Origin of the sequence: Nocardioides sp. NBC_00163, assembly GCF_045206295.1 — a bacterium.
Classification (GTDB): domain Bacteria; phylum Actinomycetota; class Actinomycetes; order Propionibacteriales; family Nocardioidaceae; genus Nocardioides.
This window is the reverse complement of sequence record NZ_CP108155.1, coordinates 1,904,849-1,926,940: the sequence shown is the minus strand read 5'-3', so window position 1 is coordinate 1,926,940 and position 22,092 is coordinate 1,904,849. Positions and strand designations below refer to the sequence as shown.

Here is a 22,092-nt window from a genome sequence, read left to right as displayed (position 1 = left end):
ATTTCGGACACTCGTCTCGGCGGCCCGACCTCGACAGGATCGAGGCATGAACACGAACGAACGAGTCCTTGTCTATGGCGCCACCGGTCACACGGGGCGCTTCGTCGTCGACGAGCTGCTGCGCCGCGGGCTCGAGCCCGTGCTCGCCGGCCGCGACGCCGAGCGACTGGCCGCTGGTCCCGCGCGGTACGCCGGCCTCGAGCGGAGGGTGGCCACGGCGGACCCGGCCGGCCTCCGACGTGCCCTGTCCGGGACCGCGGCCGTCGTCAATTGTGCGGGTCCCTTCCTGGACACCGCGCTTCCGCTGGCCCGGGCAGCCGTCGACGCCGGCGCGCACTACCTCGACGTCACGGCCGAGCAGCCGGTCGTGCAGGCGCTGTACCGCGACCTCGACGCGCCCGCCCGGTCGGCGAACGTGGCTGTCGTCCCGGCGATGGCGTTCTACGGTGGCCTCGCCGACCTGCTCGTCACGGCACTCCTCGAAGGGCGTTCGCACGCAGAGGTGGTCGACGTGGCCATCGGTCTGGACCGGTGGTGGCCGACCGCGGGGACGCGCGTGACCGGGGTGCGGAACACCGCGACCCGACTGGTCATCCGCGATGGTGTGCTGGCACCCCTCGAGAGTCCTGCGCCCTTCGAGACGTGGACCTTCGACGAGCCGCTGGGTGAACAGGCCGTCGTCCAGCTGCCGTTCTCCGAGGTGATCACCATCGACCGTCACCTGGAGGTGAAGGAGCTGCGCTCTCATCTCAACACCGGCTCGCTCGACGAGCTTCGCGACGCCGACACACCGGCGCCAGAGGCCGTCGACCAACGTGGCCGCTCGGCCCAGAGGTTCTTCGTCGACGTCGTGGCTCGAGACGGCGGCGACGTACGTCGAGCGAGCGTGAGTGGTCGTGACATCTACGCCGTCAGTGCGCCGATCATCGTCGAGGGTGTCGCCCGCCTCCTGGATGGGCGCCATCACGGATCCGGTGCCTGCGCACCGGGTCAGGTCTTCGACGCCGCCGACGTCCTGAGGACCCTTCAGCGGGACGGCGCGATCGCGGTGCGGTCGACGCGCCAGAGTCCGAGCAAGACGGCAGCGTGATCCGGCGCCGTCCGCTCCACGGCGACGCGGCGTACGACGGCGCTCGCAACTGGCTGGTCCTCTACCGCTCCGTCACGCCTCAGGGCGAGCCGGTCGCGGTCTCGGGCACCGTCGCCATCCCTAGTGGCCGGGCCCCGAAGGGCGGCTGGCCGGTGATCTCGTGGCTGCACGGCACGACAGGTGTCGCCGACGTCTGCGCGCCCTCTCGTGACACAGCCGGCCATCCGACCCACGACTACCTGCAGGTCATGCACGAGACGGTGCAGCGCTGGGTCGACCGTGGGTACGCGGTCGTCGCCACCGACTATCAGGGATTGGGCACCGACGGTCAGCACAGCTACCTCGTCGGTGAGGCCGAGGGACGCGCCGCGGCCGACATGGTGCGCGCCGCACACCAGATGCCTGGTCGGCCGGGACAGCTGAGTGCCGAATGGGTTGCCGCGGGGCACTCCCAGGGCGGCCACGCGGCCCTGTTCGCCGCCGACGTCGCACCGCGCTGGACGCCCGAGCTCCCTCTGATCGGTGCGGTCGGTCTTGCGCCCGGCTCTCAGCTGAGCGGCTTCGTCGAGCAGATCCGCAACCTTCCGCTGCGCGGCATCACCGGGTTCCTGCCGCTCATCATCCGTGGCGTCGAGACCACCGGCGTGTCGATCGACGGACTGCTGACTCCCAGCGCCGACCAGTTGATGCGGCACGCCGAGGATCGCTGCGTCGGCCAGCTCAACGCGTCGGACTCCTGGGGTGCGCTCAGTACCGACCAGGTGTTCCGGCCGGGTGCTGACTTCGCCGCCTTCGACCGGGCGATGGCCGACAACGAGCCGGGCCGGCTTGCGCCGTCGGTGCCGGTGTTCCTAGCGCAGGGCGACGGTGACACCACCGTGCTGCCGGCATGGACGCAGGCGCTGACGTCCCAGCTGACCGCCAACGGTGTTGCTGTCACCTCCGAGACGTACGCCGGGGTCGACCACCGCGGCGTGATCGCCGCTTCGTACGACGACGTCACCGGGTGGATCGACGGGCTCCACGGTCAGAGCTGACCTGCTTCGGCGCTGCTCTCGTCGCCCTACGCCGAGTCCGGCTACTCGCCGTGGACGCTGACTCGGAGGAGGATGCCGTCATGGCCGTCGACGTGCTGGTGGAAACGACGATTCATCGATCGCCGGCCGAGGTGTCCGCGTACGCCGGCGATCCGACCAACGCGCCGACCTGGTACGCCAACATCCGCTCGGTCGAGTGGCGTACGGAGCCGCCGGTGCGGGTCGGGTCGAGGATGGACTTCGTCGCGCAGTTCCTGGGGCGCAGGCTGGCCTACACCTACGAGGTGGTCGAGTGGGTGACGGGGGAGCGGCTCGTGATGCGTACGGCCGATGGACCGTTCCCGATGGAGACGACCTACACCTGGGAGCCTGTGGGGGAGGGCGGCACCCGGATGACGCTGCGCAACCGCGGCAACCCGTCCGGTTTCTCCCGGGTCGCTGCGCCGGTGATGGAGCGGGCCATGCGGCGAGCGACGACCAAGGACCTGGCCAGGCTCAAGGAGACCCTCGAGCCCTGACGACGAGGCAGTCAGCGAGCTCCTCACCGGGTCGGGGCGAACCCTCCCCAGACTGCGATGGAGTCGCCTGAGCTCTGGGCGTCGACGTGGTAGCTGTCGCGCTCGAGATTGCGGACACCAGTCGCGTGGTTGTACTGGCTGGCGAACTCGTGCTGTCCGGCCGGCACGGTGCGGCCTGGCTTGAGGTCCCAGCGGTAGAGCAGCGCACCGCCGGACTCCTGAACGGTGACCGTGAAGTCGTCGCTCGGCAGGGTCCGCCAGTGGCCGGTGTTCCGCACGCCGCCGGTCTGGGCAATGCGCATTTCCACGGTGACTGAGGTGAGCGGCTTGGTGGTCTTCAGGGTCAGGTTGTTCTGAGCCCAGTAGATGTTGCTGTTGGCACCCAACGAGCCTTCGGACCACAACGGCCCGTCCTTGACCCGGCTGCCGTCCGACGGAGTTGGTCGCGCGCTGCCCGAGGTGGGGGCCGGGGCCGGAGCGGTAGTGGTGGGGCGGGCTGATGGCGTCGGAGCGGACGTGACGGTCGTGGTCGCGGACGGGGCCGTGGGAGTGGGTGCGGGTGTGGTGGCCGGCAGCAACGGATCTCCGCCGATGGCGGCGACAGCGACGGCGAGACCGCCGGTCGTCAGGGTGGCGGCGGCGACGAGACCGACGATCGCTGCCCGGGGCCCTGACCTCGCGATCGAACGTGTGCGGCGCCGGACACTGGGGTCGGCCGCGCCGCGCTCCACGCGCGCCAGGATCCGTGCGCGGTTGGGCTCGTGAGCCTCGGCGGCCTCTCGCAGCCGTCGGCTGATCTCGTCGTTCATCGGTTCCTCCCCCCTGTCGCCAATTCGCCGGCCGCTTCCGCGCCGAGCAATCGTTCCAGTTCGGCCATCCCCTTGGAGGTCTGGCTCTTCACCGTACCGACCGAGATGCCCAGCGCAGCGGCGGTGTCCTTCTCCGACAGGTCGAGGGCGTGGCGCATGACCACGCACGCCCGCTTGCGGAACGGCAGCCGGGTGAGCGCGGCGCGGACGTCCAGCACGACCGCAGCGTCCGGCCCGTCCACCAGTTCCGTACTGAGGGACGAGAACAGCGCTACTCGCCGTCGCTCGCGCACGCTGCTCCGGATCCTTTCCCGCGCCAGATTGGCCACTACGCCGCGGGCGTAGGCGACCGGGTGTTGCGCTGCCCGCAACCGGTCCCAGCGCTGCCACAGGGCGACCAGCGCATCGGCGGCGAGGTCGTCCGCCGCATCCTTCTCGCCGGTCAAGAGGTGGGCGAGACGGGCCAGTTCGGAGTAGTGGCGTTCGAAGAAGTCGTGGAACTCTGCGGACACGTCGTCGTCGGCGAGCATCTCCCGCGGTTGCCCTCTCCCTACGATGTGCGCGTTAACAAATCGGCCTGAGCGTAGCAGCGCCCCGCACGGTCAGTGCCGGGCGAGCTGGACCGGGGTCGGCTGCGCGACGCCCGGTTTGAGGGCGATCCCGCGGATGGTCAGCCGCTCACCGTAGATGTCGGTGATCCTGATCTTTCTGCCGCATCCGTTGCCGTCGGCGGCGAGGAAGTAGTTGTAGTCGGTGCGGGGCAACTTTCGCCAGCCGTTGGCGGTCCGGACCTCGAGCGCCGCCAACGGGTTGCGGTGACCGATCGCCTGGATGCCACACCAGTACTGACTGGACCCGTCCTTGTATCGGATGGAGATCGTGCCGGACTCGGCGGGGCTCTGCAGCGTCCAGGTGATCGGGAGCCGGCCGACGGAAAGGTCGGCGAGTTTGGCGAAGGCCTGTTGGCTGAGGTCGATCTGCCCGGGCGCGCAGGGCAACGGGCACTCGTTGACTATCCGCACCTTGATGGAGGCCCCGTTGGCGGCGCGGACCAGAACGTACGCCCCGCATGCCTTGGCCGACTCGTAGTCGGTGTGGTTCATCGCCGCGACCATGAGGTCGTCGGACGGGCCATAGAGGCAGGCGCCATTCCCGTCGCCCGCCTCGTAGGCGGTCGCGACGCCCCGGTAACGGACGGCCGGCCTGATCCGTCCAGTCAACGACCCGGTGGACTCCGCGGATTCCGTGCGAGGGGTGCTGGAAGGCGTACGTGGCCTGCTTTTGGTCGACGGTGTTCGGGTACCGCGGGGCGATGGCAGCGGACTCGCGTCTGGTGGCTGCGCCGAAGCGATCGTGGCATCGGGTGCCGCGGTCGGAGACCCGCTCGCCGACGCAGCCGTGACGGACCCGTCGGTGGTGCGCCACGCGTCGGTGCTGCCCCCGGTGAGGAGCACGGTGACGAGGCAGGCCACAACGCCGACAGCCAGCAGTGCCAGCGGAATGCCGATGGCCCGCCGTTGCTTGCGCAGCGGCTGCGCCGCGCCGTGATTCGTTGTCCTCATGTCCATCCGTTCGGTAGATCGAGTCGACGTTCCGCAGCGCAGTTGCCGCCGGCGCCGAAAAGGTTGCCGCCCCGGCGCAGCCCGCTGACGGGCCGGGGCTCGATGGGCCGTGGGGTCAGGACGGGTCGCCGTACTGCAGACCGCGTCCGTTGGTGCCGATGTAGACGCGGCCGTAGGTGTCGGGGTCGCCGGTGATGACGCCGACGGCGCCGATGGCGCCCCACTGGTGGGCCTTGTCGTTGACGCGTAGCCAGGTGGCGCCCTTGTCTGTGGAGCGGAAGACTCCGGTGGCGTCCTTGACGGTGCCGATCAGGTACAGGGCCTGGTAGCCGGTGCCCGGTTTGGCCTTGCCGAAGCCGAGGGCGGAGGCGGACTGCACCGATTTGAGCGTGGTGAAGTTCAGGCCGCCGTCGGTGGAGTGCAGCAGTCCCTTGTCACCGCCGGCGATCCACAGGTCCCCGGCGATGCCGGGAACGGCCGTGAGGCGGCCGGTGGGCAGGTTGCCTGCGCGGGCGGTGAAGGACGCGCCGCCGTCGGTGCTGGCGTAGAGCGTGCCGCCGGACAGTGAGTAGAAGGTCCTGGCCGAGGAGCGGTCGGCGACGACCACCGCGCCGTTGCCCAGGCCGCCGACCTTCGACCAGCTCGCCCCCTTGTCGGTCGAGCGGTACGGGGCCTGACCCTCCTCGGTCCAGACGATGACGGAGCCGTCCGCCGAGAGCGCGACCTGGCCGCTGTCGGCACTGCCCACCGGCTCCGACTTGAAGCCCTTCCAACTGCTGCCGCCGTCGGTGGAGTAGGCGCCGTCCTGCTCGGCGCCACGGCCGACGCGGACCATCACCGAGGGCTTGGACTGGGCGAAGTCGATGTCGGTGCTGGTGATCATCATCGGGTTCTTGAGCCGCCCGACGGGCACCTTGGCCAGGGAGCCGGAGGTGCCGTAGCGGAAACCGCCGAGGTCACCCATGGAGGAGATGACGGTGGCGCCGCCGGGCGGGGCGATGGCGTCCAGCACCGCGGTCTCCTCCAGCCCTCGAGCGCCCACTCTCCAGTGGCTGGTGCCCCCGCTGTCGGTGGCGTTTGCGTCCTTGCTGCGCCAGATGCCGCTGCCGGTGCCGTACAGCACGTGCCCGGAGTTGAAAGGGTCGATGGCCAGGGCGGTCATCCAATGCCCGGTGCCGGTACCGACGTACGGAGCGCCGGAGGCGTTCCGCTTCGACTTGTCGGCCAGTGCCTTCCAGTGCGCGCCGCCGTCGGTGCTCCGGTAGATCTCGTCCTCGGGCCACCAGCGGTCGAGGGTGGTGACCATCACCGTGGACGGCTTCCGCGGGTCGACGGCCAGACCGGAGAACCCGTAACCGCCCTGGGACGGCGAGACGTTCTTCCACGCCCCGCTGGCGGGCATGTACTTCCACACCGAGCCCGCGGTGACGCCGTTGGGTCCGACGACATCGGTGTACGTCAGGTACAGCGAGCCGTTACCGGAGAGCACTCCGTGCTGTGGCATCTGGCCGGTGGGCTGCCCGGGGACGGCCTGCCAGGTGCTGCCGCCGTCGGTGGAGCGGTACAGGGAGGTGGACTTGTCGGCGACGCCGACGTAGATCGTCTTGCTGTTCTTCGGGTCGTACGTCACGAAGGAGATGCCCACGCCGCTGCTCGCCCCGTCCTTGACGGGGAACGAGGAGACCTGACGCCATGTCACGCCGCGGTCGGTGCTGCGCCACAGGCCGTTCTTGCGGGTGCCCAGCAGCAGGGTCCCGTTGTCCTTGGGGTTGATCACCAGCCGTTCGCCCGCCCCGCGGCCGTCCTCGTTGGCGCCCAGCTTGAAGGGCAGAGGGGTGCGCTTGAAGGTGCGGCCCCGGTTCGTGGAGCGCAGAAGCGCGCCGTTGCCGGCCCACTCGTTGGTGTAGGTCCCCGCCGCGAGGTAGAGCCGCTTGGGGTCGACAGGGTCGGTGGCCACCGAGTCGATGCCCAGCAGGTTCCAGTCCTTCTCACCGACCCAGTCGGTCAGCGGGATCCAGTGCTTGGCCGCCACGTCCCAGCGGTAGGCGCCGCCCATGTCGGTGCGGGCGTACAGCAGGCCCTTCTCCCGCGGGTTGAATACCAGCCCGGTGACGTAACCGCCGCCCACCACCTGGGTGTTCTTCCACCTGTACGGTCCGGACCCGGCCGTCTTGGGCTGGGCCGACTTCACCAGCTTCCGCTGCTGGATACGGGTGCCGCCGGCGGTGGAGGAGCCGTTGGCGTCGAGCACCTTGCCACTGCGCACGGAAACCTGCTGGTCGTAGGCGCTGCCGTCGACCGTCGCGGTCTGCGACCCCTCCTGCGCGAACAGGAGGTACGGCACGACGATGGCGGGCACGCCGACCAGCAGACCGGCGGCGGTCCAGCGCCGGCGGTGACGCCCGCGGCGCGCGCGGTACGTGGGGTTGTTCATGGGGGGATGTACTCCTTGCGTGTCGTTCCCGGAGGAAGGCGGATCCAGGCGACTGGATGACCTGGATCCGCTTCCTAGTGGTCACAGGCACTGCAAAGGGTTGCCGCTGGGCCGGGATCTTTTCAGGTCCGTCTGTCGCGGCCCCGGCTACGCGCGGAAGGGGCCGCTGATCTCGTAGGTGATGCCGCCGCTGGACGAGCCGCTCGTGCCTCGCTGGGAGGAGAAGTACATGCGGTTGCCGGCCGGGTTGAACGCCACGCCGCACAGCTCCGACGAGCTCTGCCCGGTGACGCGGAGGAACGGGGCCACGACGTCGTCGGACGTGATGATGCAGATCTCCATGTTGCCGCCGTCCTCGGCGACGTAGAGGTCTCCTGCCCCGGCGCCGGTGAGGTTGTCGACGCCGGTGAGCGGTGGGTTGCTGGTCAGGTTGTCGTCGTAGACCACGTCGAGGGTGTTGGCGGCGGCGTTGTAGGCCCACACCTTGTTGTCGCCCTTGGTGGTGAAGTAGCAGATGTCGTTGCGGTAGTAGGCGCCTTCGCCGCCGTTGAACAGCTTCATGTTCGACACCTGGTCGCGCGTGGGCGTGGGTGAGCCGTCGGGGTCGGGGACATCGGCCCAGGTGAGGCTCGTGGTGAGCACCTGCAGCTTCCCGGCGGACAGGTCTCCCCAGGTGGTCGGGACGAAGCGGTAGAAGCCGCCGTCGCTCTTGTCCTCGGTCTGGTAGACGACCTTGCGGACCGGGTCGCAGGCTGCGGCCTCGTGCGTGAAGCGGCCCATCGCGGCCCGACGGACGGCGGGCTTGACGCCCCACGGGTCGGTCTCCCAGCTGTAGCCCGTGTCGTGCTCCTCGCACGAGATCCAGGTGTTCCACGGCGTCGGTCCACCCGCGCAGTTTCGGGTTGTGTTGCCGAGGATCCGGTAGGCGCTGGTGATGTTCGCGTTGCTGTCGAACTTGAGGGCGCTCGCGCCTCCGCCGCCGCTGCTCATCTCCGAGTTTGAGACGTAGATCCAGCCGGTTCCGTCGGCGAAGCAGACGCCGCCGTCCGGGGCGCTGTGCCAGGTGTACCCGGTGTTCGCGACAGTCCTTGTCGAGCGGGCGACCACCCGGCTGGTGAACCCTGCCGGCAGCATGATGCCGTTGGCATCGGCGCCCAGGAGAGCGCCATAGGGGCTCGGCCCGGTCTTGGCCGGGTAGGCGATGGCGGGACGAGTGACGCTGAACCCGAAGGCGACGGTTCCAGCGCCGACAACGGCGGCACGTAGGAAGTTGCGACGATCCATGGTGGAGTCCTTCTGGAGTCTCGGCAGATGGAAATGTGCCCGACATACGCTAGAGATCCGGACCCTGGTCGAGGCGTCTTCAGGACGAACAATGCTCAACGCAGAGGCGCCGACCGCGGCGGTCACGCCAGTGCTGCGAGCATCTCGTCGGCGGTCCGTCGGCCCGAGCGGACGGCTCCCTCCATGTAGCCGCTCCATTCGGTGGCGTACTCCGCGCCGGCCCAGTGGATCCGTCCGACGGGCTCGCGCAGGATGGGTCCGTAGTTCGTCCAGACACCGGGTCCGAAGCCGGCGCCGTAGCAGCCGCGGGTGAACTCCTCGGCGCTCCAGTCCTTCTCGACGTACGAGATCGGGGTGGCTGCCTCGCTCCCGAAATAGCGGACGAAGCAGTCGATGACGCCGCGGCGGCGCTCGTTTTCGGGAAGGCTCTGCCAACGTCGCGCGTCGCCTGCCTCGACGAAGCCGATCAGGATGCCGACCTTCGCGCCGGGAGGGGAGACGTCGAAGGTGATCTTGACCGGGCCTCGGTCGGTGAACGCCTGGCCGTTGAGCCCCCGCTCGCGCCAGAACGGCTTCGGGTACGCCGCGAAGCACTTCACGACCGTCCCGGCCGGCACGCGCTGGGTGAGCTGGTCGCGGCCGGCGGGAAGGATCGGGTCGTAGTCGAGCCGTCCGGCGAGGGTCGGAGGCAGGGTGACGAGGACGTGTCGCGCCGTGTGGGTCTCGCCATCGCGGGTGATGGCGCTGGCAGTCTCGCCGGTCTGGACGATCCGGGCCACGGGCGACCGGAACCGTACGTCCTGGCCTTCGGCGAGGCGCTGTGAGACCAGCACCGATCCACCGACGACGCGGTCCTTCTGGGCTCCGCTGTCGGTTGAGGCGAGCGTCTCGAGATCGCCGTTGCTGATCGTGTAGAAGAGCGTGTGCAGCAGGGAGAGGTCGGCTGCGTCGGCCGAGTAGAGAGCCTCGGCCAGCACGCGGAAGTAGGAACGACCGGTGGGCGTCCTCAGGTTGCGACGGATCCATGACTCGAAGGTCTGCCCGTCCAGCAGCGCGGCCTTGGGGTGGGCCCACGGCCGCTCGACGTCGACGCTGCGCGCGAGCCTTTCGTAGCGGGCCAGGCCCTGGACGAGGTCGGCCAGGGCGATCGGGTTGAACTTGGGTGTGGCCCCCTTCTGCGGACCGAGCCGGGTCTGCTTGCCGCCGAGTTCGAGGAGCAGCTCGCCGGCGTCGTTCCAGGTCGGGAAGGTCTCCAGGCCCAGCTCGTCGACGAGCCGGTACATCTCGGTGTGGCCCTCGCCGATCCAGGTGCCGCCGAGCTCGATCGGGTGCCCCTCGAGGATCCCGCCCTCGGTGCGACCGCCGACCCGGTCCCTGGCTTCCAGCACCAGCACGGACCTGCCGGCGCCGGTGAGCTTGTCGGCTGCGCTCAGGCCCGCCAGGCCGGCTCCCACCACGACCACGTCCACATCGGGCATCGCGGGAACCTCCGTTCGCGTCGTACGGCTGAAATCACGGTACGACGTTCTCGGTGCGGCTGCGGCGGGATCGTTGTGCCTGACGGTCTTTGCCGACATTTGGTGACAGGGTTTGGCCATGAGCGAGGACGCGGTCGACGAGGAGAAGACGAGGCTGCGAGCCCTCGGGATGCGGGTTCAGCAGGGGGCTCGGGACCTGCTCCCGACCACGTCGCTGACGTTGCACGGGGGAGAGGTCGCGGTGGCTGTCGGCCCGCCGGGAGGTGGGCACACGTCGCTGGCTCTGGCGCTCGCCGGGCGGCTCCGGCTGGACGCGGGAAGGGTGGAGCTGGACGGGGACGCGTCGCCTCGGGTCCTGCAGGCCGCGGTGGCGCTGATCGACGTGCCGGGGGTCTCCGAGCCCGACGAGGTGGTGCCGTTCCGCACGATCCTGGGCGAGGAGCTCGCCATGGCGAAGCACAAGCCGAGCGCTGCGGCCATCGACGGCTGGCTGGGGGAGTACGACCTCGCGACCGGCATCACCACGCAGGCGGTCCCGCCCGTGCCGCGCCTGGAGATCCTCTCCCGGATGGCGCTGCTGCGGCCAGGCACCCGCTTCCTCGTCCTCACCTACCCTGAACGCCTCGGCCTGCCGGTCGCACAGTGGCTGGACATCGCCAGCGACCTCGCCGGCTCCGAGAGCCGGCCCGGCGTCCTCGTCACCGCGAGTCGTGCGGTCACCATCCCCGCCGGCGTGCGTACGTTCACCATCGGTCCGACGGAGGAAGCATGAACTCGCTGCGTATCGCCCTGACCGAGCTGCGCCGGATCACGGCCGGGCGGCTGGCGAAGCTCGTCATCGTGGCGCTCGTCCTCGTCCCCACGCTCTACGCCGGGCTCTACCTCTACGCCAACCACGATCCGTACGCTCACTTCGACGAGCTCCCGGCGGCGCTCATCGTGGAGGACACCGGGGCCACCACGACCGACGGCACGAAGATCGAGGCCGGGCGCGATGTCGCCGACAAGCTCCTGAAGTCGGGCGACTTCGACTGGTCGGAGACCTCTGCGGCCGAGGCGGAGGAGGGCGTCCGTGAAGGCGACTACTACTTCGCCCTGCGGATCCCGGAGGGGTTCTCCCGGACGCTGACCGGTGCGGAGCGGCTCGACCCGGAGCAGGCGCAGATCCAGGTCATCACCAACGACGCCAACTCCTACCTGTCCACCACGATCGCGACCAACGTCACCGACAAGGTCCGCGACGCCATCGCCAGCGAGGTCTCCGAGCAGGCCGCGGCCAACTTCCTGCTCGGCATCTCCGACCTCCGCTCGGGTCTGGTGAAGGCCGCCGACGGCGCCGCGAAGCTGGAGAAGGGCGCGGTCACGCTGCGCGACGGAGCCGGGAAGCTGGCCACCGGAGCAGGGGACCTCGAGAACGGCCTGAACACCATCGAGGGCAAGGTCACCGACCTGCCCACCAAGACGCGCGAGCTCGCCACCGGCGCCCGCAAGGTCGCCGACGCCAACGGCGAGATCGCCGCCACCGGGCAACGGGCCGCGACCGCAGTCGATGACGCCGTCGCCGCCTACGAGTCGAATCGGGACGACCTCGACGCCCGGCTCCAGGCGCAGGGGCTCGATGAGCAGCAACGAGCCGAGGTGCTGGCCATCTACGACCGCGGCTCCGCCCCGCTCGACCGCGTCGACCAGCGCGTCGGCGACGTCTCCGGTCAGCTCGACCAGCTCGCCACCGGTGCGGACCAGGTGGCCGACGGCAACGAGCAGCTGGCCGAAGCGATGCCCGATCTCGTGGCCGGGATCTCCTCGGCTGCTGATGGTGCCGGCGAGCTCAGCACCGGAGCGACCAAGCTGCATGACGGTGCCGCCCAGCTCGCCACCGGCGCCGGCGACCTGAAGAAGGGACTGCAGGACGGCGCCGCGCAGGCACCCGCCACCAACGAGGAGCTGCGCGACCGGATCGCCTCGACGATCGCCGACCCGGTCGCCATCGACTCGGTCTCCGAGGCGAAGGCATCCTCCTACGGAGCCGGGCTGGCGCCGTTCTTCCTCGCCCTGGGCGCATGGATCGGCGGGTACGTCCTCTTCCTGCTCGTCCGGCCGATCTCGACCCGCGCGCTGGCCGCCAACCAGACCCCGCTGAGGGTGGCCCTGGGCGGCTGGCTCACCCCGGCGCTCATCGGCGTCGCGCAGATGGTCGTCGTGCTCGTGGTCGTCGGTCTCGCCGTCGACATCACGCCGGTGAACTGGCTCGGCACGTTGGGGTTCCTGCTGCTCACCTCCGCGACCTTCATCGCGATCGTGCACATGCTCAACGCGCTCCTCGGCGCGCCGGGCCAGTTCCTCGGCCTGGTCCTGATGGTCGTCCAGCTCGTCACCGCCGGCGGCACGTTCCCCTGGCAGACCATTCCCGAGCCGCTGCACTGGCTCCACCACATACTGCCGATGAGCTACGCCGTCGACGGGCTGCGCCAGCTCATGTACGGCGGGCTCTCCGGGCGGGTCGTCGCCGACGCCCTCGTCCTGACTGCCTTCCTCGTCGGCGCGCTGCTGCTGACCAGCTACGGCGCTCGCCGGCAACGAGTCTGGACGCCCAAGCGGGTGCGTCCGGAGATCGCCATCTGACCGTCGCGCCCATCGATCACCGGTGCTCCCTGAGCACCGGTGATCACTTCTGCCTGCAGACAGCATACAGTTGACAACAGACAAATGATGTCTGATGATTCACGGACTCCATGAAAGAGTTAAAGGGGCCGCCGAACCATGCGCATCACGGGCTATCGCACGCTGACGACCGTGCACGACTGGGGTCGTCCCATCGGCGACGTCAACGGCGCTGTCGGATCGGGCAAGACAGTCGTTCCGATCGTCGTGCTCACCACCGACTCGGGACTGGAGGGCATCGGCCTCGGCCACCACCAGGGCCTCGACGTCGTCTTCCCCGCTCTGGAGGGCGAGGACCCGATCGCCGTGCAGGCGCTCTACGACCGGATGCTGTCGTGGGTCTTCAAGTCCGGGCACGGCGGTGCGGTGTTCGGAGCGATCGGAGCACTCGACATGGCGCTGTGGGATCTCAAGGCCAAGGCGGCAGGCCAACCGCTGTGGCGCCTGCTCGGCGGACGCGACCGGATCGTGCCGGCGTACGCCTCCGGCCTGGACGGTCCGTTGACCGACGACGAGCTCGCCGCCCTCCAGACCCGGTTCGCCGACCACGGCTTCACGGCCGTCAAGATCAAGGGCGGGCTCGATGTCGAAGCCGATCTGCGGCGCCTCCACCTCGTCAGCGACGTCTTCCACGACCGGACGGGTGCCGCGCCGGCGCTGATGCTCGACGCCAACGAGTCCTGGTCGCGCAAGGAGGCCGTACGCCACATCGGCCGCCTCGAGGAGTCGGTCGACCTCGCCTGGGTCGAGGAGCCGGTGCGCCGGTGGGACGTCGATGGCCTGACTCGCGTCTCCCAGTCGGTGCGTGCGGCCGTCGCGACCGGGGAGAACCTCACCGGGCTCGAGCAGTTCCGGCCGCTGCTGCAGGCCAACGCGGTCGACGTCGTGCAGACCGGCAGCGTCTGGGGGATCAGTCACTTCCTGCGCGTGGCCGCCCTCGCGCTCGCCTTCGACCTGCCGGTGAGCCCGGTCGGCTACAACGCCAACCCGATCGCCCACGCAGCCACGGTCGTTCCCAACCACCTCTCGCTGGAGGTGCAGGACCTGCACCTGCCCTTCGGTATCGAGTCCGACCAGGAGATCGAGGACGGGCACCTGGTGCTCGGCGACCTCCCCGGTCTCGGCCTGGTCGTCGACGAGGCGGCGATCGAGCACATGAACGAGGCCGCCGACTGGGGACGCCACGGCGGCCCCCACGTACGTCCGGAGCGAGCCGGTCGCCGGCTCGTCCGCAAGCCGTCGCTTCACCCGCGCTCCCCGGGTGCCTCCCCACGTTGACTCGCTCCACCCACGAAAGGACCAGCCAGATGACGTCCCAGACCCCGACCCGCGGTTGTGCCGTGGTGACCGGAGCGGGTGGCTCGCTCGGCCGCGCCAGCGCCCTACGCCTCGGGCGGGAGGGCTTCTCGCTCGCCCTGCTCGACCTGCCGGGTGACGCACTGACCACCACGGCCGCCGAGGTCGAGGCGACGGGAGCCCGGCAGGCCACCCTGCCTGTTGACGTCCGCGACGCCGATGCCGTGGTGGCCGCCCTGGAGGAGGCCGAGCGCGAGCTGGGGCCGCTCGAGGTGCTGCTCAACAACGCCGCGATCTATCCGGCCACGCCGTTCCTGGACATCCCGGTCAGCGAGTACGACGACGTGGTGGCGGTCAACCAGCGGGCCTACTTCGTCGCCGCGCAGGCAGCGGCCCGGCTGATGGCGCCGCGGGGGAGTGGCTCGATCGTCAACATCGGCTCGATCACCTTCTCCGGCGGCTGGGACAAGCTCGCCAGCTATGTCTCGACCAAGGGAGCGGCGGTGGCGCTGACCCGGGCGCTCGCGCGCGAGCTCGGCCCGCAGGGCATCCGCGTGAACGCGGTCGCCCCGGGTGCCTTCCCGACCAAGGCCGAGGAGATCCACGAGGATCCCGAGGCCTACACGGCCCACGTGCTGGACCACCAGTCCCTCAAGCGGCGTGGCCGGCCCGCCGAGCTGGCGGCGGTGGTCGCCTTCCTGGTCGGTCCCGACGCGTCCTTCATGACCGGGCAGACCCTGAACGTCGACGGCGGATGGAACATGCAATGAGCGATCTCGACAACAAGCTGGACATCTTCGGACACCGACTCACGCCGCGGGAGCTGCGCGAGCGCACCGGCGACACCGAGTCCGTCGCGGGAGTACGCCAGGTCGTCCTCGACAACGGCTCCGAGCGCGGCGTACGTGCGGTGCAGCTGCGCACCTCGGCCGGGCTCGAGCTCGAGGTCCTGGTCGATCGGGCGCTCGACCTAGGCGCGGCCCGGCTGCGGGGTGTCCCCTTCGGGTGGCGCAGCGGCAACGGCTTCCGCCATCCGGGCCTGCACGAGCACCACGACGAGGGCGGTCTGTCCTGGCTGCGCGCCCTCGACGGCCTGCTGGTCTCCGGCGGCCTCGACCACACCCTCTTCGGCGGCGACGTGGACGCGACGGCGTACAACTATCCGCCCAAGCAGACGGTCAACCACGGCCTGCACGGCCGGCTCACCGCGATCCCGGGCCGCCTGCTCGAGGCCGGCGAGGTGTGGGACGGCGACCGTTGCGTGCTGCGGGTGCGGGGCGAGGTCGTCCAGGCGACGTCCTTCGGTGAGCACCTGCGCCTGACCCGCACGATCGAGGCCGACTTCGACGGGCTCGAGATCCGCCTCCACGACGTCGTCGACAACCTCGGCTTCGACCCGACACCTCACATGTTCCTCTACCACCTCAACTTCGGCTGGCCGCTGGTCGATGCGGGCACCGAGTTCGTCGCCGCGATCAGCGAGACCCCGTGGTGCTCGGACTCGGTCGCCGAGCAGGGCGTCTCCTACCGCACCCTCCCCGAGCCGCAGCCCCGGTTCGTCGAGCAGGTCCACGAGCACACTCTCGTCGCCGAGGGCGACGGGCGGCACCGGGTCGCACTGGTCCGCGGCGACGAGACCCTCGGCGTGGAGGTCTCCTGGGACTCCGCCACGATGCCGCACTTCTTCGAGTGGCAGAACCTCCGCAGCGGCCAGTACGCCATCGGGCTGGAGCCCTCGACGCACGCGGTCGCCGGCGACGCCGCCGCCCGCGAGGACCGTTCGATGACCTGGCTCGAGCACGGCGACTCGCGCAGCTACACCACCACGATCCGCGTGCTCGACGGCGCGGAGGACGTCCGGGCCTCCCGCGCCGCGATCCGCGCACTCGGCGACCAGCCCGACTGACCCGCCAACCCACCCAGGCAAGGAAGTCCCGAACCGATGACCACCACACCCCGCATCCTCGAGGGCTACCGCGTCCTCGACTGCTCGATCGCCATGGCCGGCCCGTTCGCCGCTCAGCGGCTGGGTGACCTGGGCGCCGACGTCGTCAAGGTCGAGCCGGTGACCGGCGAGTGGCAGCGCCACGCCGCGGCCGGAGGCGCGCAGGGCAACCAGATCAACGTCTCCTTCCTCTCCCTCAACCGCAACAAGCGCTCGCTGGCCGTCGACCTCAAGACCGACGCCGGCAAGCAGGTGCTGCTGCGGATGGTCGAGACGGCCGATGTGTTCCTCCAGAACTACCGCCCAGGCGTGGCCGAACGGCTCGGCGTCGACTACGCGACGCTCTCGGCGATCAACCCGCGCCTGGTCTACGTCTCGATGTCCGGCTACGGCGAGGACGGCCCCGACGTCGACCAGCCCGGGCAGGACCTGCTGCTGCAGGCCCGCAGCGGCGCGATGCTCTCGACCGGTCGCCACGGCGAGCCGCCGCAGCCGGCGGGGCAGTACCTCGTCGACGCAGTCACCGCGTCCACCGCGTTCGAGGCCGTCTTGGCGGCGCTGCTGCATCGCGAGCGTACGGGCGCGGGGCAGCTGGTGAAGGTGAACATGCTGGACGCGATCACCACCCTGCAGATGCAGGAGCTGTCGGTGTTCGTGGCCGGCAAGGTGCCCCAGCAGCGCAGCGCGGAGCCGCACGCGCACGTCTACATCCGGGCGCCCTACGGCACGTTCAAGACGGCGGACGGCTTCCTCGCCCTCGCCATGCCCGACCTGCCGACGCTGGGCAAGGTCATCGACGAGCCCGCGTTCGCCGAGATGAGCTCGGAGGTGCACGGCTGGAGCCACCGGGACGAGGTCCACCGCCGCACCGCGGACAGGCTGGTGCTGCGTACGACGGCCGAGTGGCTCGACGCCCTCGGTGCCGCCGGCATCTGGTGCGGCCCGGTCCAGGACTACGCGGCCCTGGTCGAGGACCCGCAGATCAAGCACAACGGGACCTTCGTCGAGTACGACCACCCCACCGAGGGCCGGGTCACGACCCCCGGGTTCCCGTACGCCTTCTCCCGCACGCCGGCCTCGATCGAGCGGGGCGCTCCCCTGGTCGGGGAGCACACCGGAGAGCTGCTCGCGGAGGCCGGCTTCACCGGCGAGGAGATCGCGGCTCTGACCGCCGACGGCGTGGTCGCCGAGACCCGTCCCGAGCAGCCGGTCCGATGACCCTGCCGACCTTCCGCGGCCTGACCTGGGACCACCCGCGCGGCCGGGATGCTCTGGTCGCGGCGGCCGAGGCGAGCGACCTGGACCTGACCTGGGACGTCCACCCGCTCAGCGGATTCGAGTCGACCCCGATCGAGGAGATCGCCGCCGACTATGACCTCGTCGTCCTCGACCATCCCCACCTCGGCGACGCCCTCGCACGCGGCTGCCTGCAGTCGTTCGACGACCTCGTCGGTCACGAGCAGGTGTCGGCGTGGGCGGACGCGGCGGTGGGGCCCAGCCTGGCGTCGTACGTCATGGACGGACGGCTGTGGGCGGTTCCTCTCGACGCCGCGACGCAGGTCGCCGCGACACGCACGGGCCTCGCGGACGTCGCCGTGCCGCGGCTGTGGGCGGAGGTCGTCGCGCTGTCCCGGCGGGCGCCGGTCGCGCTCTCGGTCGCGGGCCCGCACGCGCTCCTGACCTTCGCCTCGGTCTGCGTCGCGCTGGGGGAGGAGCCCGGGGGAGCCGAGCGTTTCGTCTCCGACGAGGTCGGACGGCAGGCCCTCGAGCTGATGGCCGACCTGGCCGCGCGGGCGCCGCGCCACACCCTGGACCTCGACCCGATCGGCCTGCTCGCCGAGATGACCGAGGGCGACACGATCGCCCACGTGCCGCTCGTCTACGGCTACGTCACCTACGCTGACACCACGCTCGACCAGCCGGTGCGCTTCACCGACGCGCCCACGCTGGCGCCCGGTACGCGGCCCGGCTCGACCCTCGGCGGGACCGGCCTGGCCCTCACGACACGGTGCCAGGTCACGCCCGAGCTGCTCGACCACGTACGCCACCTCATGTCAGCGCCGGTGCAGCAGGACTTCATCCCGGCGCACGCCGGCCAGCCGTCCGCACGCGCCGCGTGGACCTCGCCGGCGGTGAACGAGCCGGTGGGCGACTTCTACCGAGGCACCCTGGAGACGGTCGAACGGGCGTGGGTCCGGCCCCGTCATCCGGGCTACGTGACGTTCCAGACCGAGGCCGCCGAGGTCGTGCGCGAGGCCCTGGCCGGCTCGGTCAGCACCGCCGCCGCCCTCGCTCGGATCGACGACCGCCACCTGGCCACCCTGCCGCACGAACCGCAAGGAGCTGCCCGATGACCGCACCCGAGTCGACCTGCCCGGAGGTGCTGTTCGAGCAGCGCGGCCACGTCGGCGTGATCACCCTCAACCGGCCCGCCAAGCTCAACGCCGTCACCCAGGAGATGTCCGATGCGCTCGTCGCGCTGGCGCGCTGGTGCAACGACACCGACGAGATCCGCGTCGTGGTGCTCACCGGCGCCGGCGACCGCGCCTTCTGCGCGGGCTCGGACATCGCCGAGCTCGACAAGTACGCCAGTCCGTGGGCATTCCGCAACCGGGAGGACTACTGCGACTCGCTCAAGGTGCTGCGCAAGCCGATCATCGCCGCCGTCAACGGGTACGCCCTCGGCGGCGGCCTGGAGACCGCGCTGATCTGCGACATCCGGCTGGCGTCGACCACCGCGAAGCTCGCCGCCGCCGAGGTGAAGCTCGGCTGGATCGGCGGCGGCGGGATGTCGGCGCTGCTGGCCCGCTCGATCGGCCCGAGCAACGCGGCGGTGATGCTGATGACCGGAGATCCGATCGACGCGCAGCAGGCGCTCGCCTGGGGCCTGGTCAGCGACGTGCTCGAGCCGGACGCCCTCCTGCCGCGCGCCCTCGAGCTCGCCGAGACGATCGCGAGCCGCGCGCCCATCGCCGTCGAGACCGCCAAGGCCAACCTGGCCGCCGCCGCCAACATGCCTCTGGAGCAGGCGGTCACCTACGAGCGCGACATCCAGACCGTCTGCTTCGCGACCGCCGACGCCGCCGAGGGCCGCGCGGCGTTCGCCGAGAAGCGCGCACCCCGATTCGTCCGAGCCTGACCTGAGGACCACCGATGACCGTCACCACCGATTGGGCGCCCGACCTGGCCGCCACCCTGCCCACCGATGGCGCCGTCCCGACGCTCGTGGGGCGTATCTGGGACCCGGAAGCAGGAGGCCCGAGCGTCGTCGTGGTGCGGGACGGCACGGCGTACGACGTGAGCGGGAGGTTCCCGACGGTGCGCGACCTCTGCGAGCAGACCGACCCCGCCGCCGCGGTCGCCGACGTGCCCGGCGAGCCGCTGGCCACGGTGGCCGACCTGCTCGCCAACACACCGCCGGAGGGCCACGACCCCGTCCGTCCCTGGCTGCTCGCGCCGGTCGACCTGCAGGCGGTCAAGGCCGCCGGGGTGACCTTCGTGGTCTCGATGCTGGAGCGGCTCATCGAGGAACGTGCTCGGGGCGAGGCCGATGCCGCGGCCACGGTACGCGCCGAGATCACCGCGGCGATCGGCGGCGGGCTCGACGAGCTGGTCCCCGGCTCGCCGGAGGCGCAGCGGCTCAAGGAGGTGCTGCGCGAGCGCGGCATGTGGAGCCAGTACCTCGAGGTCGGCATCGGACCGGACGCCGAGATCTTCACCAAGGCCCAGCCGCTGTCCGCGGTCGGCACCGCCACCGAGGTCGGGGTGCTGGCCGCGTCGCGCTGGAACAACCCCGAGCCCGAGGTGGCGCTGGTTGTCGCCTCCGACGGCCGGATTGTCGGCGCCACCCTCGGCAACGACGTCAACCTGCGCGACGTCGAGGGCCGCTCGGCGCTCCTGCTGCCCAAGGCCAAGGACAACAACGCCGCCTGTGCCATCGGCCCGTTCGTACGGCTCTTCGACGACGGCTTCACCCTCGACCATGTGCGCGCGATGACGGTCTCGCTCGAGGTGCGTGGCGAGGACGACTTCGAGATGGTGGGCACCTCGTCGATGCGCGCGATCAGCCGCGACCCCGCGGATCTGGTTCGCCAGCTGATCGGCCCGCACCACCAGTACCCCGACGGCGCTGTGCTGCTGCTCGGCACCATGTTCGCGCCCTCCGACGACCGGGACGAGCCCGGCATGGGGTTCACCCACCACTCGGGCGACGTCGTCCGGATCTCCGCGCCCGAGCTCGGCACCCTCGTCAACCGCGTCAGGGCGAGCGAGGAGTGCACGCCGTGGGCCTTCGGCGTCGCCGACCTGATGCGCAACCTCGCCGGAAGGAAGCTGCTGTGACCGTCCTGTCCTCCCGAAACCCCGCCACCGGCGAGGAGACCCCGACCGGACTGCGAGCCACCACCACCGAGGAGGTCGACCGGGTCGTCACGGAGGCGCAGGCCGCCGTGCCGGCGCTGACAGCGCTGGGTCGCGAGGGGCGTGCCCGCCTGCTCGAGGCGATGGCGGACCGGCTCGAGGAGAGCCGCGCCCGGCTCGTCGAGTCCGCGATGTCCGAGACCGGGCTGCCCCGGCCGCGTCTCGAGGGCGAGGTCGGCCGCACCAGCTTCCAGCTGCGCCTCTTCGCCGAGGCCGTCCGGGAGGGCAGCTTCCTCGAGGCCGCGATCGACCACGCGGGCCAGACGCCGCTCGGGCCCGCGCCCGACGTACGCCGCATGCTCGTGCCGCTCGGCCCGGTCGCCGTCTTTGGGGCCAGCAACTTCCCGCTCGCCTTCTCGGTGCCGGGCGGTGACACCGCGTCCGCGGTCGCGGCCGGGTGCCCGGTCGTGGTCAAGGCGCACGAGTCGCACCCGCTGACCTCCCAGCTCGCCTTCGACGCGCTGCGTGCCGCGGTCGAGGACCTCGGGCTGCCGCCCGGGACGGTCGGCCTGGTCCACGGTCGAGAGGCCGGGGCCGACCTGGTCGTCCACCCGCTCATCAGGGCGGTCGGCTTCACGGGCTCGCCCGCCGGTGGCCGGGCGTTGCTCGACCTGGTCAACGCGCGCCCCGATCCGATCCCGTTCTATGGCGAGCTCGGCAGCCTCAACCCGCTCGTGGTCACCCCCGGCGCCGCGGTGGCTCGCAGTGCAGCCATCGCCGAGGGTCTCGCCGCGTCGATCACCGGGTCGGCCGGGCAGCTGTGCACCAAGCCAGGACTCGTGTTCGTGTCGGCCGGGGAGGCCGGCGACGTGCTGGTCGACGAGCTGGCCGCGATCCTGGCCGGGTCGGTCGCGCAGCCGCTGCTCAACGTCGGCATCGCCGACTCCTACCGCGAGATCCTCGTCCGCCTCGCGACGGCGCCCGGCGTCACCGCCGCCGTGACGGCGCAGGAGCAGAGCGAGCCCGCCTGGGCCGCCGCGGGACTCCTGGTGACCGGCTCGGCGGGACTCCCGGAGATCCTCGAGGAGTGCTTCGGCCCCGCTGCCGTCGTGGTGAGGTACGCCAACGAGGCCGACCTCGTCGCCGCATTGAGGCAGGTGCCCGGATCGCTCACCGCCTCCATCCACTCCGAGACCGACGAGTCCGTGCTGACCCGGCGACTCGTCGAGGCGGTCGCCCCGATCGCCGGCCGCCTGGTCTTCAACGGCTTCCCCACCGGCGTACGCGTCTCGTGGGCGCAGCACCACGGCGGACCGTGGCCCTCCACCAACACCCTGCACACCTCGGTCGGCGTCACCGCCGTGCGCCGGTTCCTGCGCCCGATGGTGTGGCAGGACGCGCCGCAGGAGCTGTTGCCCGAGGAGCTGCGCGACGAACACACCGGCACACCCCGTCGCGTGGACGGCACGCTGCACACCTGACCTCAGCCGAGGCGTCAGCCGCGTCGGCCGAGGCGTCAGCCGCGTCGGCCGAGAGGTCAGCCGCGTCGGCCGAGCTGGCAGCGCCCTGCCGGCTCGGCCGACGTACGTGACGCCTCGGCCGACGCAGGCGACGCCTCG

General features: G+C 70.9%; 19 protein-coding genes. 13 read left to right on the top strand and 6 right to left on the bottom strand.

Annotated features, from left to right (window positions below; translation table 11 throughout):
* Positions 1-46: 46 nt before the first annotated feature.
* The 3 genes from OG801_RS09190 to OG801_RS09180 are packed head-to-tail and all read left to right on the top strand — an operon-like array spanning position 47 to position 2,645.
* The gene (locus OG801_RS09190) at positions 47-1,090 is read left to right on the top strand and encodes a saccharopine dehydrogenase family protein (RefSeq protein WP_406035382.1); all 1,044 of its coding nucleotides are present in this window, start codon (positions 47-49) and stop codon (positions 1,088-1,090) included.
* The gene (locus tag OG801_RS09185) at positions 1,087-2,127 is read left to right on the top strand and encodes a lipase family protein (protein ID WP_406035380.1); all 1,041 of its coding nucleotides are present in this window, start codon (positions 1,087-1,089) and stop codon (positions 2,125-2,127) included. Before OG801_RS09190 ends, OG801_RS09185 begins: the two co-directional genes overlap by 4 nt.
* 50 nt (positions 2,128-2,177) lie before the next feature.
* Entirely contained in the window at positions 2,178-2,645 is a 468-nt protein-coding gene (locus OG801_RS09180; protein WP_406035379.1) for an SRPBCC family protein, read from the top strand.
* Between the two features lie 23 nt (positions 2,646-2,668).
* Here OG801_RS09180 and OG801_RS09175 read toward each other — a convergent pair whose 3' ends face one another.
* From OG801_RS09175 to OG801_RS09150, 6 genes are all read right to left on the bottom strand, one after another.
* The gene (locus OG801_RS09175) at positions 2,669-3,454 is read right to left on the bottom strand and encodes a hypothetical protein (protein ID WP_355021941.1); all 786 of its coding nucleotides are present in this window, start codon (positions 3,452-3,454) and stop codon (positions 2,669-2,671) included.
* Positions 3,451-3,984: a SigE family RNA polymerase sigma factor gene (locus OG801_RS09170; protein WP_355021940.1), complete on the bottom strand. Its 534-nt coding sequence runs from the start codon at positions 3,982-3,984 to the stop codon at positions 3,451-3,453. Before OG801_RS09170 ends, OG801_RS09175 begins: the two co-directional genes overlap by 4 nt.
* Positions 3,985-4,056: 72 nt before the next feature.
* Entirely contained in the window at positions 4,057-5,016 is a 960-nt protein-coding gene (locus OG801_RS09165) for an expansin EXLX1 family cellulose-binding protein (protein ID WP_406035376.1), read from the bottom strand.
* A gap of 115 nt (positions 5,017-5,131) precedes the next feature.
* Positions 5,132-7,450 (bottom strand): carbohydrate-binding protein, encoded by a 2,319-nt coding sequence (locus OG801_RS09160; protein ID WP_406035374.1) that lies wholly within the window; start codon positions 7,448-7,450, stop codon positions 5,132-5,134.
* Between the two features lie 147 nt (positions 7,451-7,597).
* Complete coding sequence (locus OG801_RS09155; protein ID WP_406035372.1) at positions 7,598-8,734, bottom strand: alkaline phosphatase PhoX; 1,137 nt, start codon at positions 8,732-8,734, stop codon at positions 7,598-7,600.
* Between the two features lie 122 nt (positions 8,735-8,856).
* Positions 8,857-10,212, bottom strand: coding sequence for a flavin monoamine oxidase family protein (locus OG801_RS09150; protein ID WP_406035370.1), 1,356 nt, complete (start codon positions 10,210-10,212; stop codon positions 8,857-8,859).
* A 118-nt stretch (positions 10,213-10,330) separates the two neighbouring features.
* Here OG801_RS09150 and OG801_RS09145 point away from each other — a divergent pair, with 118 nt between their 5' ends.
* The 10 genes from OG801_RS09145 to OG801_RS09100 all read left to right on the top strand — a co-directional run bounded on the left by OG801_RS09145 (position 10,331) and on the right by OG801_RS09100 (position 21,954).
* Positions 10,331-10,984 (top strand): hypothetical protein, encoded by a 654-nt coding sequence (locus OG801_RS09145; protein WP_406035368.1) that lies wholly within the window; start codon positions 10,331-10,333, stop codon positions 10,982-10,984.
* A complete protein-coding gene (locus tag OG801_RS09140; RefSeq protein WP_406035366.1) occupies positions 10,981-12,834 on the top strand; it encodes a YhgE/Pip family protein in 1,854 nt (617 codons plus the stop codon). Before OG801_RS09145 ends, OG801_RS09140 begins: the two co-directional genes overlap by 4 nt.
* Positions 12,835-12,972: 138 nt before the next feature.
* A complete protein-coding gene (locus OG801_RS09135; RefSeq protein WP_406035364.1) occupies positions 12,973-14,151 on the top strand; it encodes a mandelate racemase/muconate lactonizing enzyme family protein in 1,179 nt (392 codons plus the stop codon).
* 29 nt (positions 14,152-14,180) lie between these two features.
* Positions 14,181-14,939, top strand: coding sequence for an SDR family NAD(P)-dependent oxidoreductase (locus tag OG801_RS09130; RefSeq protein ID WP_406035362.1), 759 nt, complete (start codon positions 14,181-14,183; stop codon positions 14,937-14,939).
* Complete coding sequence (locus OG801_RS09125) at positions 14,936-16,075, top strand: aldose 1-epimerase family protein (RefSeq protein WP_406035360.1); 1,140 nt, start codon at positions 14,936-14,938, stop codon at positions 16,073-16,075. The genes OG801_RS09130 and OG801_RS09125 overlap by 4 nt, the downstream gene beginning before the upstream one ends.
* A gap of 36 nt (positions 16,076-16,111) precedes the next feature.
* Positions 16,112-17,332 carry a CaiB/BaiF CoA transferase family protein gene (locus OG801_RS09120; protein WP_406035358.1) on the top strand — a complete coding sequence of 407 codons (1,221 nt, stop codon included), beginning with the start codon at positions 16,112-16,114 and terminating at the stop codon, positions 17,330-17,332.
* On the top strand, positions 17,329-18,468 hold the full coding sequence (locus tag OG801_RS09115) for a hypothetical protein (protein WP_406035356.1): 1,140 nt from the start codon (positions 17,329-17,331) through the stop codon (positions 18,466-18,468). Before OG801_RS09120 ends, OG801_RS09115 begins: the two co-directional genes overlap by 4 nt.
* Positions 18,465-19,253: an enoyl-CoA hydratase/isomerase family protein gene (locus OG801_RS09110; RefSeq protein ID WP_406035355.1), complete on the top strand. Its 789-nt coding sequence runs from the start codon at positions 18,465-18,467 to the stop codon at positions 19,251-19,253. The genes OG801_RS09115 and OG801_RS09110 overlap by 4 nt, the downstream gene beginning before the upstream one ends.
* Before the next feature lie 14 nt (positions 19,254-19,267).
* Positions 19,268-20,455, top strand: coding sequence for a fumarylacetoacetate hydrolase family protein (locus OG801_RS09105; protein WP_406035353.1), 1,188 nt, complete (start codon positions 19,268-19,270; stop codon positions 20,453-20,455).
* The gene (locus tag OG801_RS09100; RefSeq protein WP_406035352.1) at positions 20,452-21,954 is read left to right on the top strand and encodes an aldehyde dehydrogenase (NADP(+)); all 1,503 of its coding nucleotides are present in this window, start codon (positions 20,452-20,454) and stop codon (positions 21,952-21,954) included. Before OG801_RS09105 ends, OG801_RS09100 begins: the two co-directional genes overlap by 4 nt.
* The last annotated feature ends 138 nt before the right edge of the window (positions 21,955-22,092 follow it).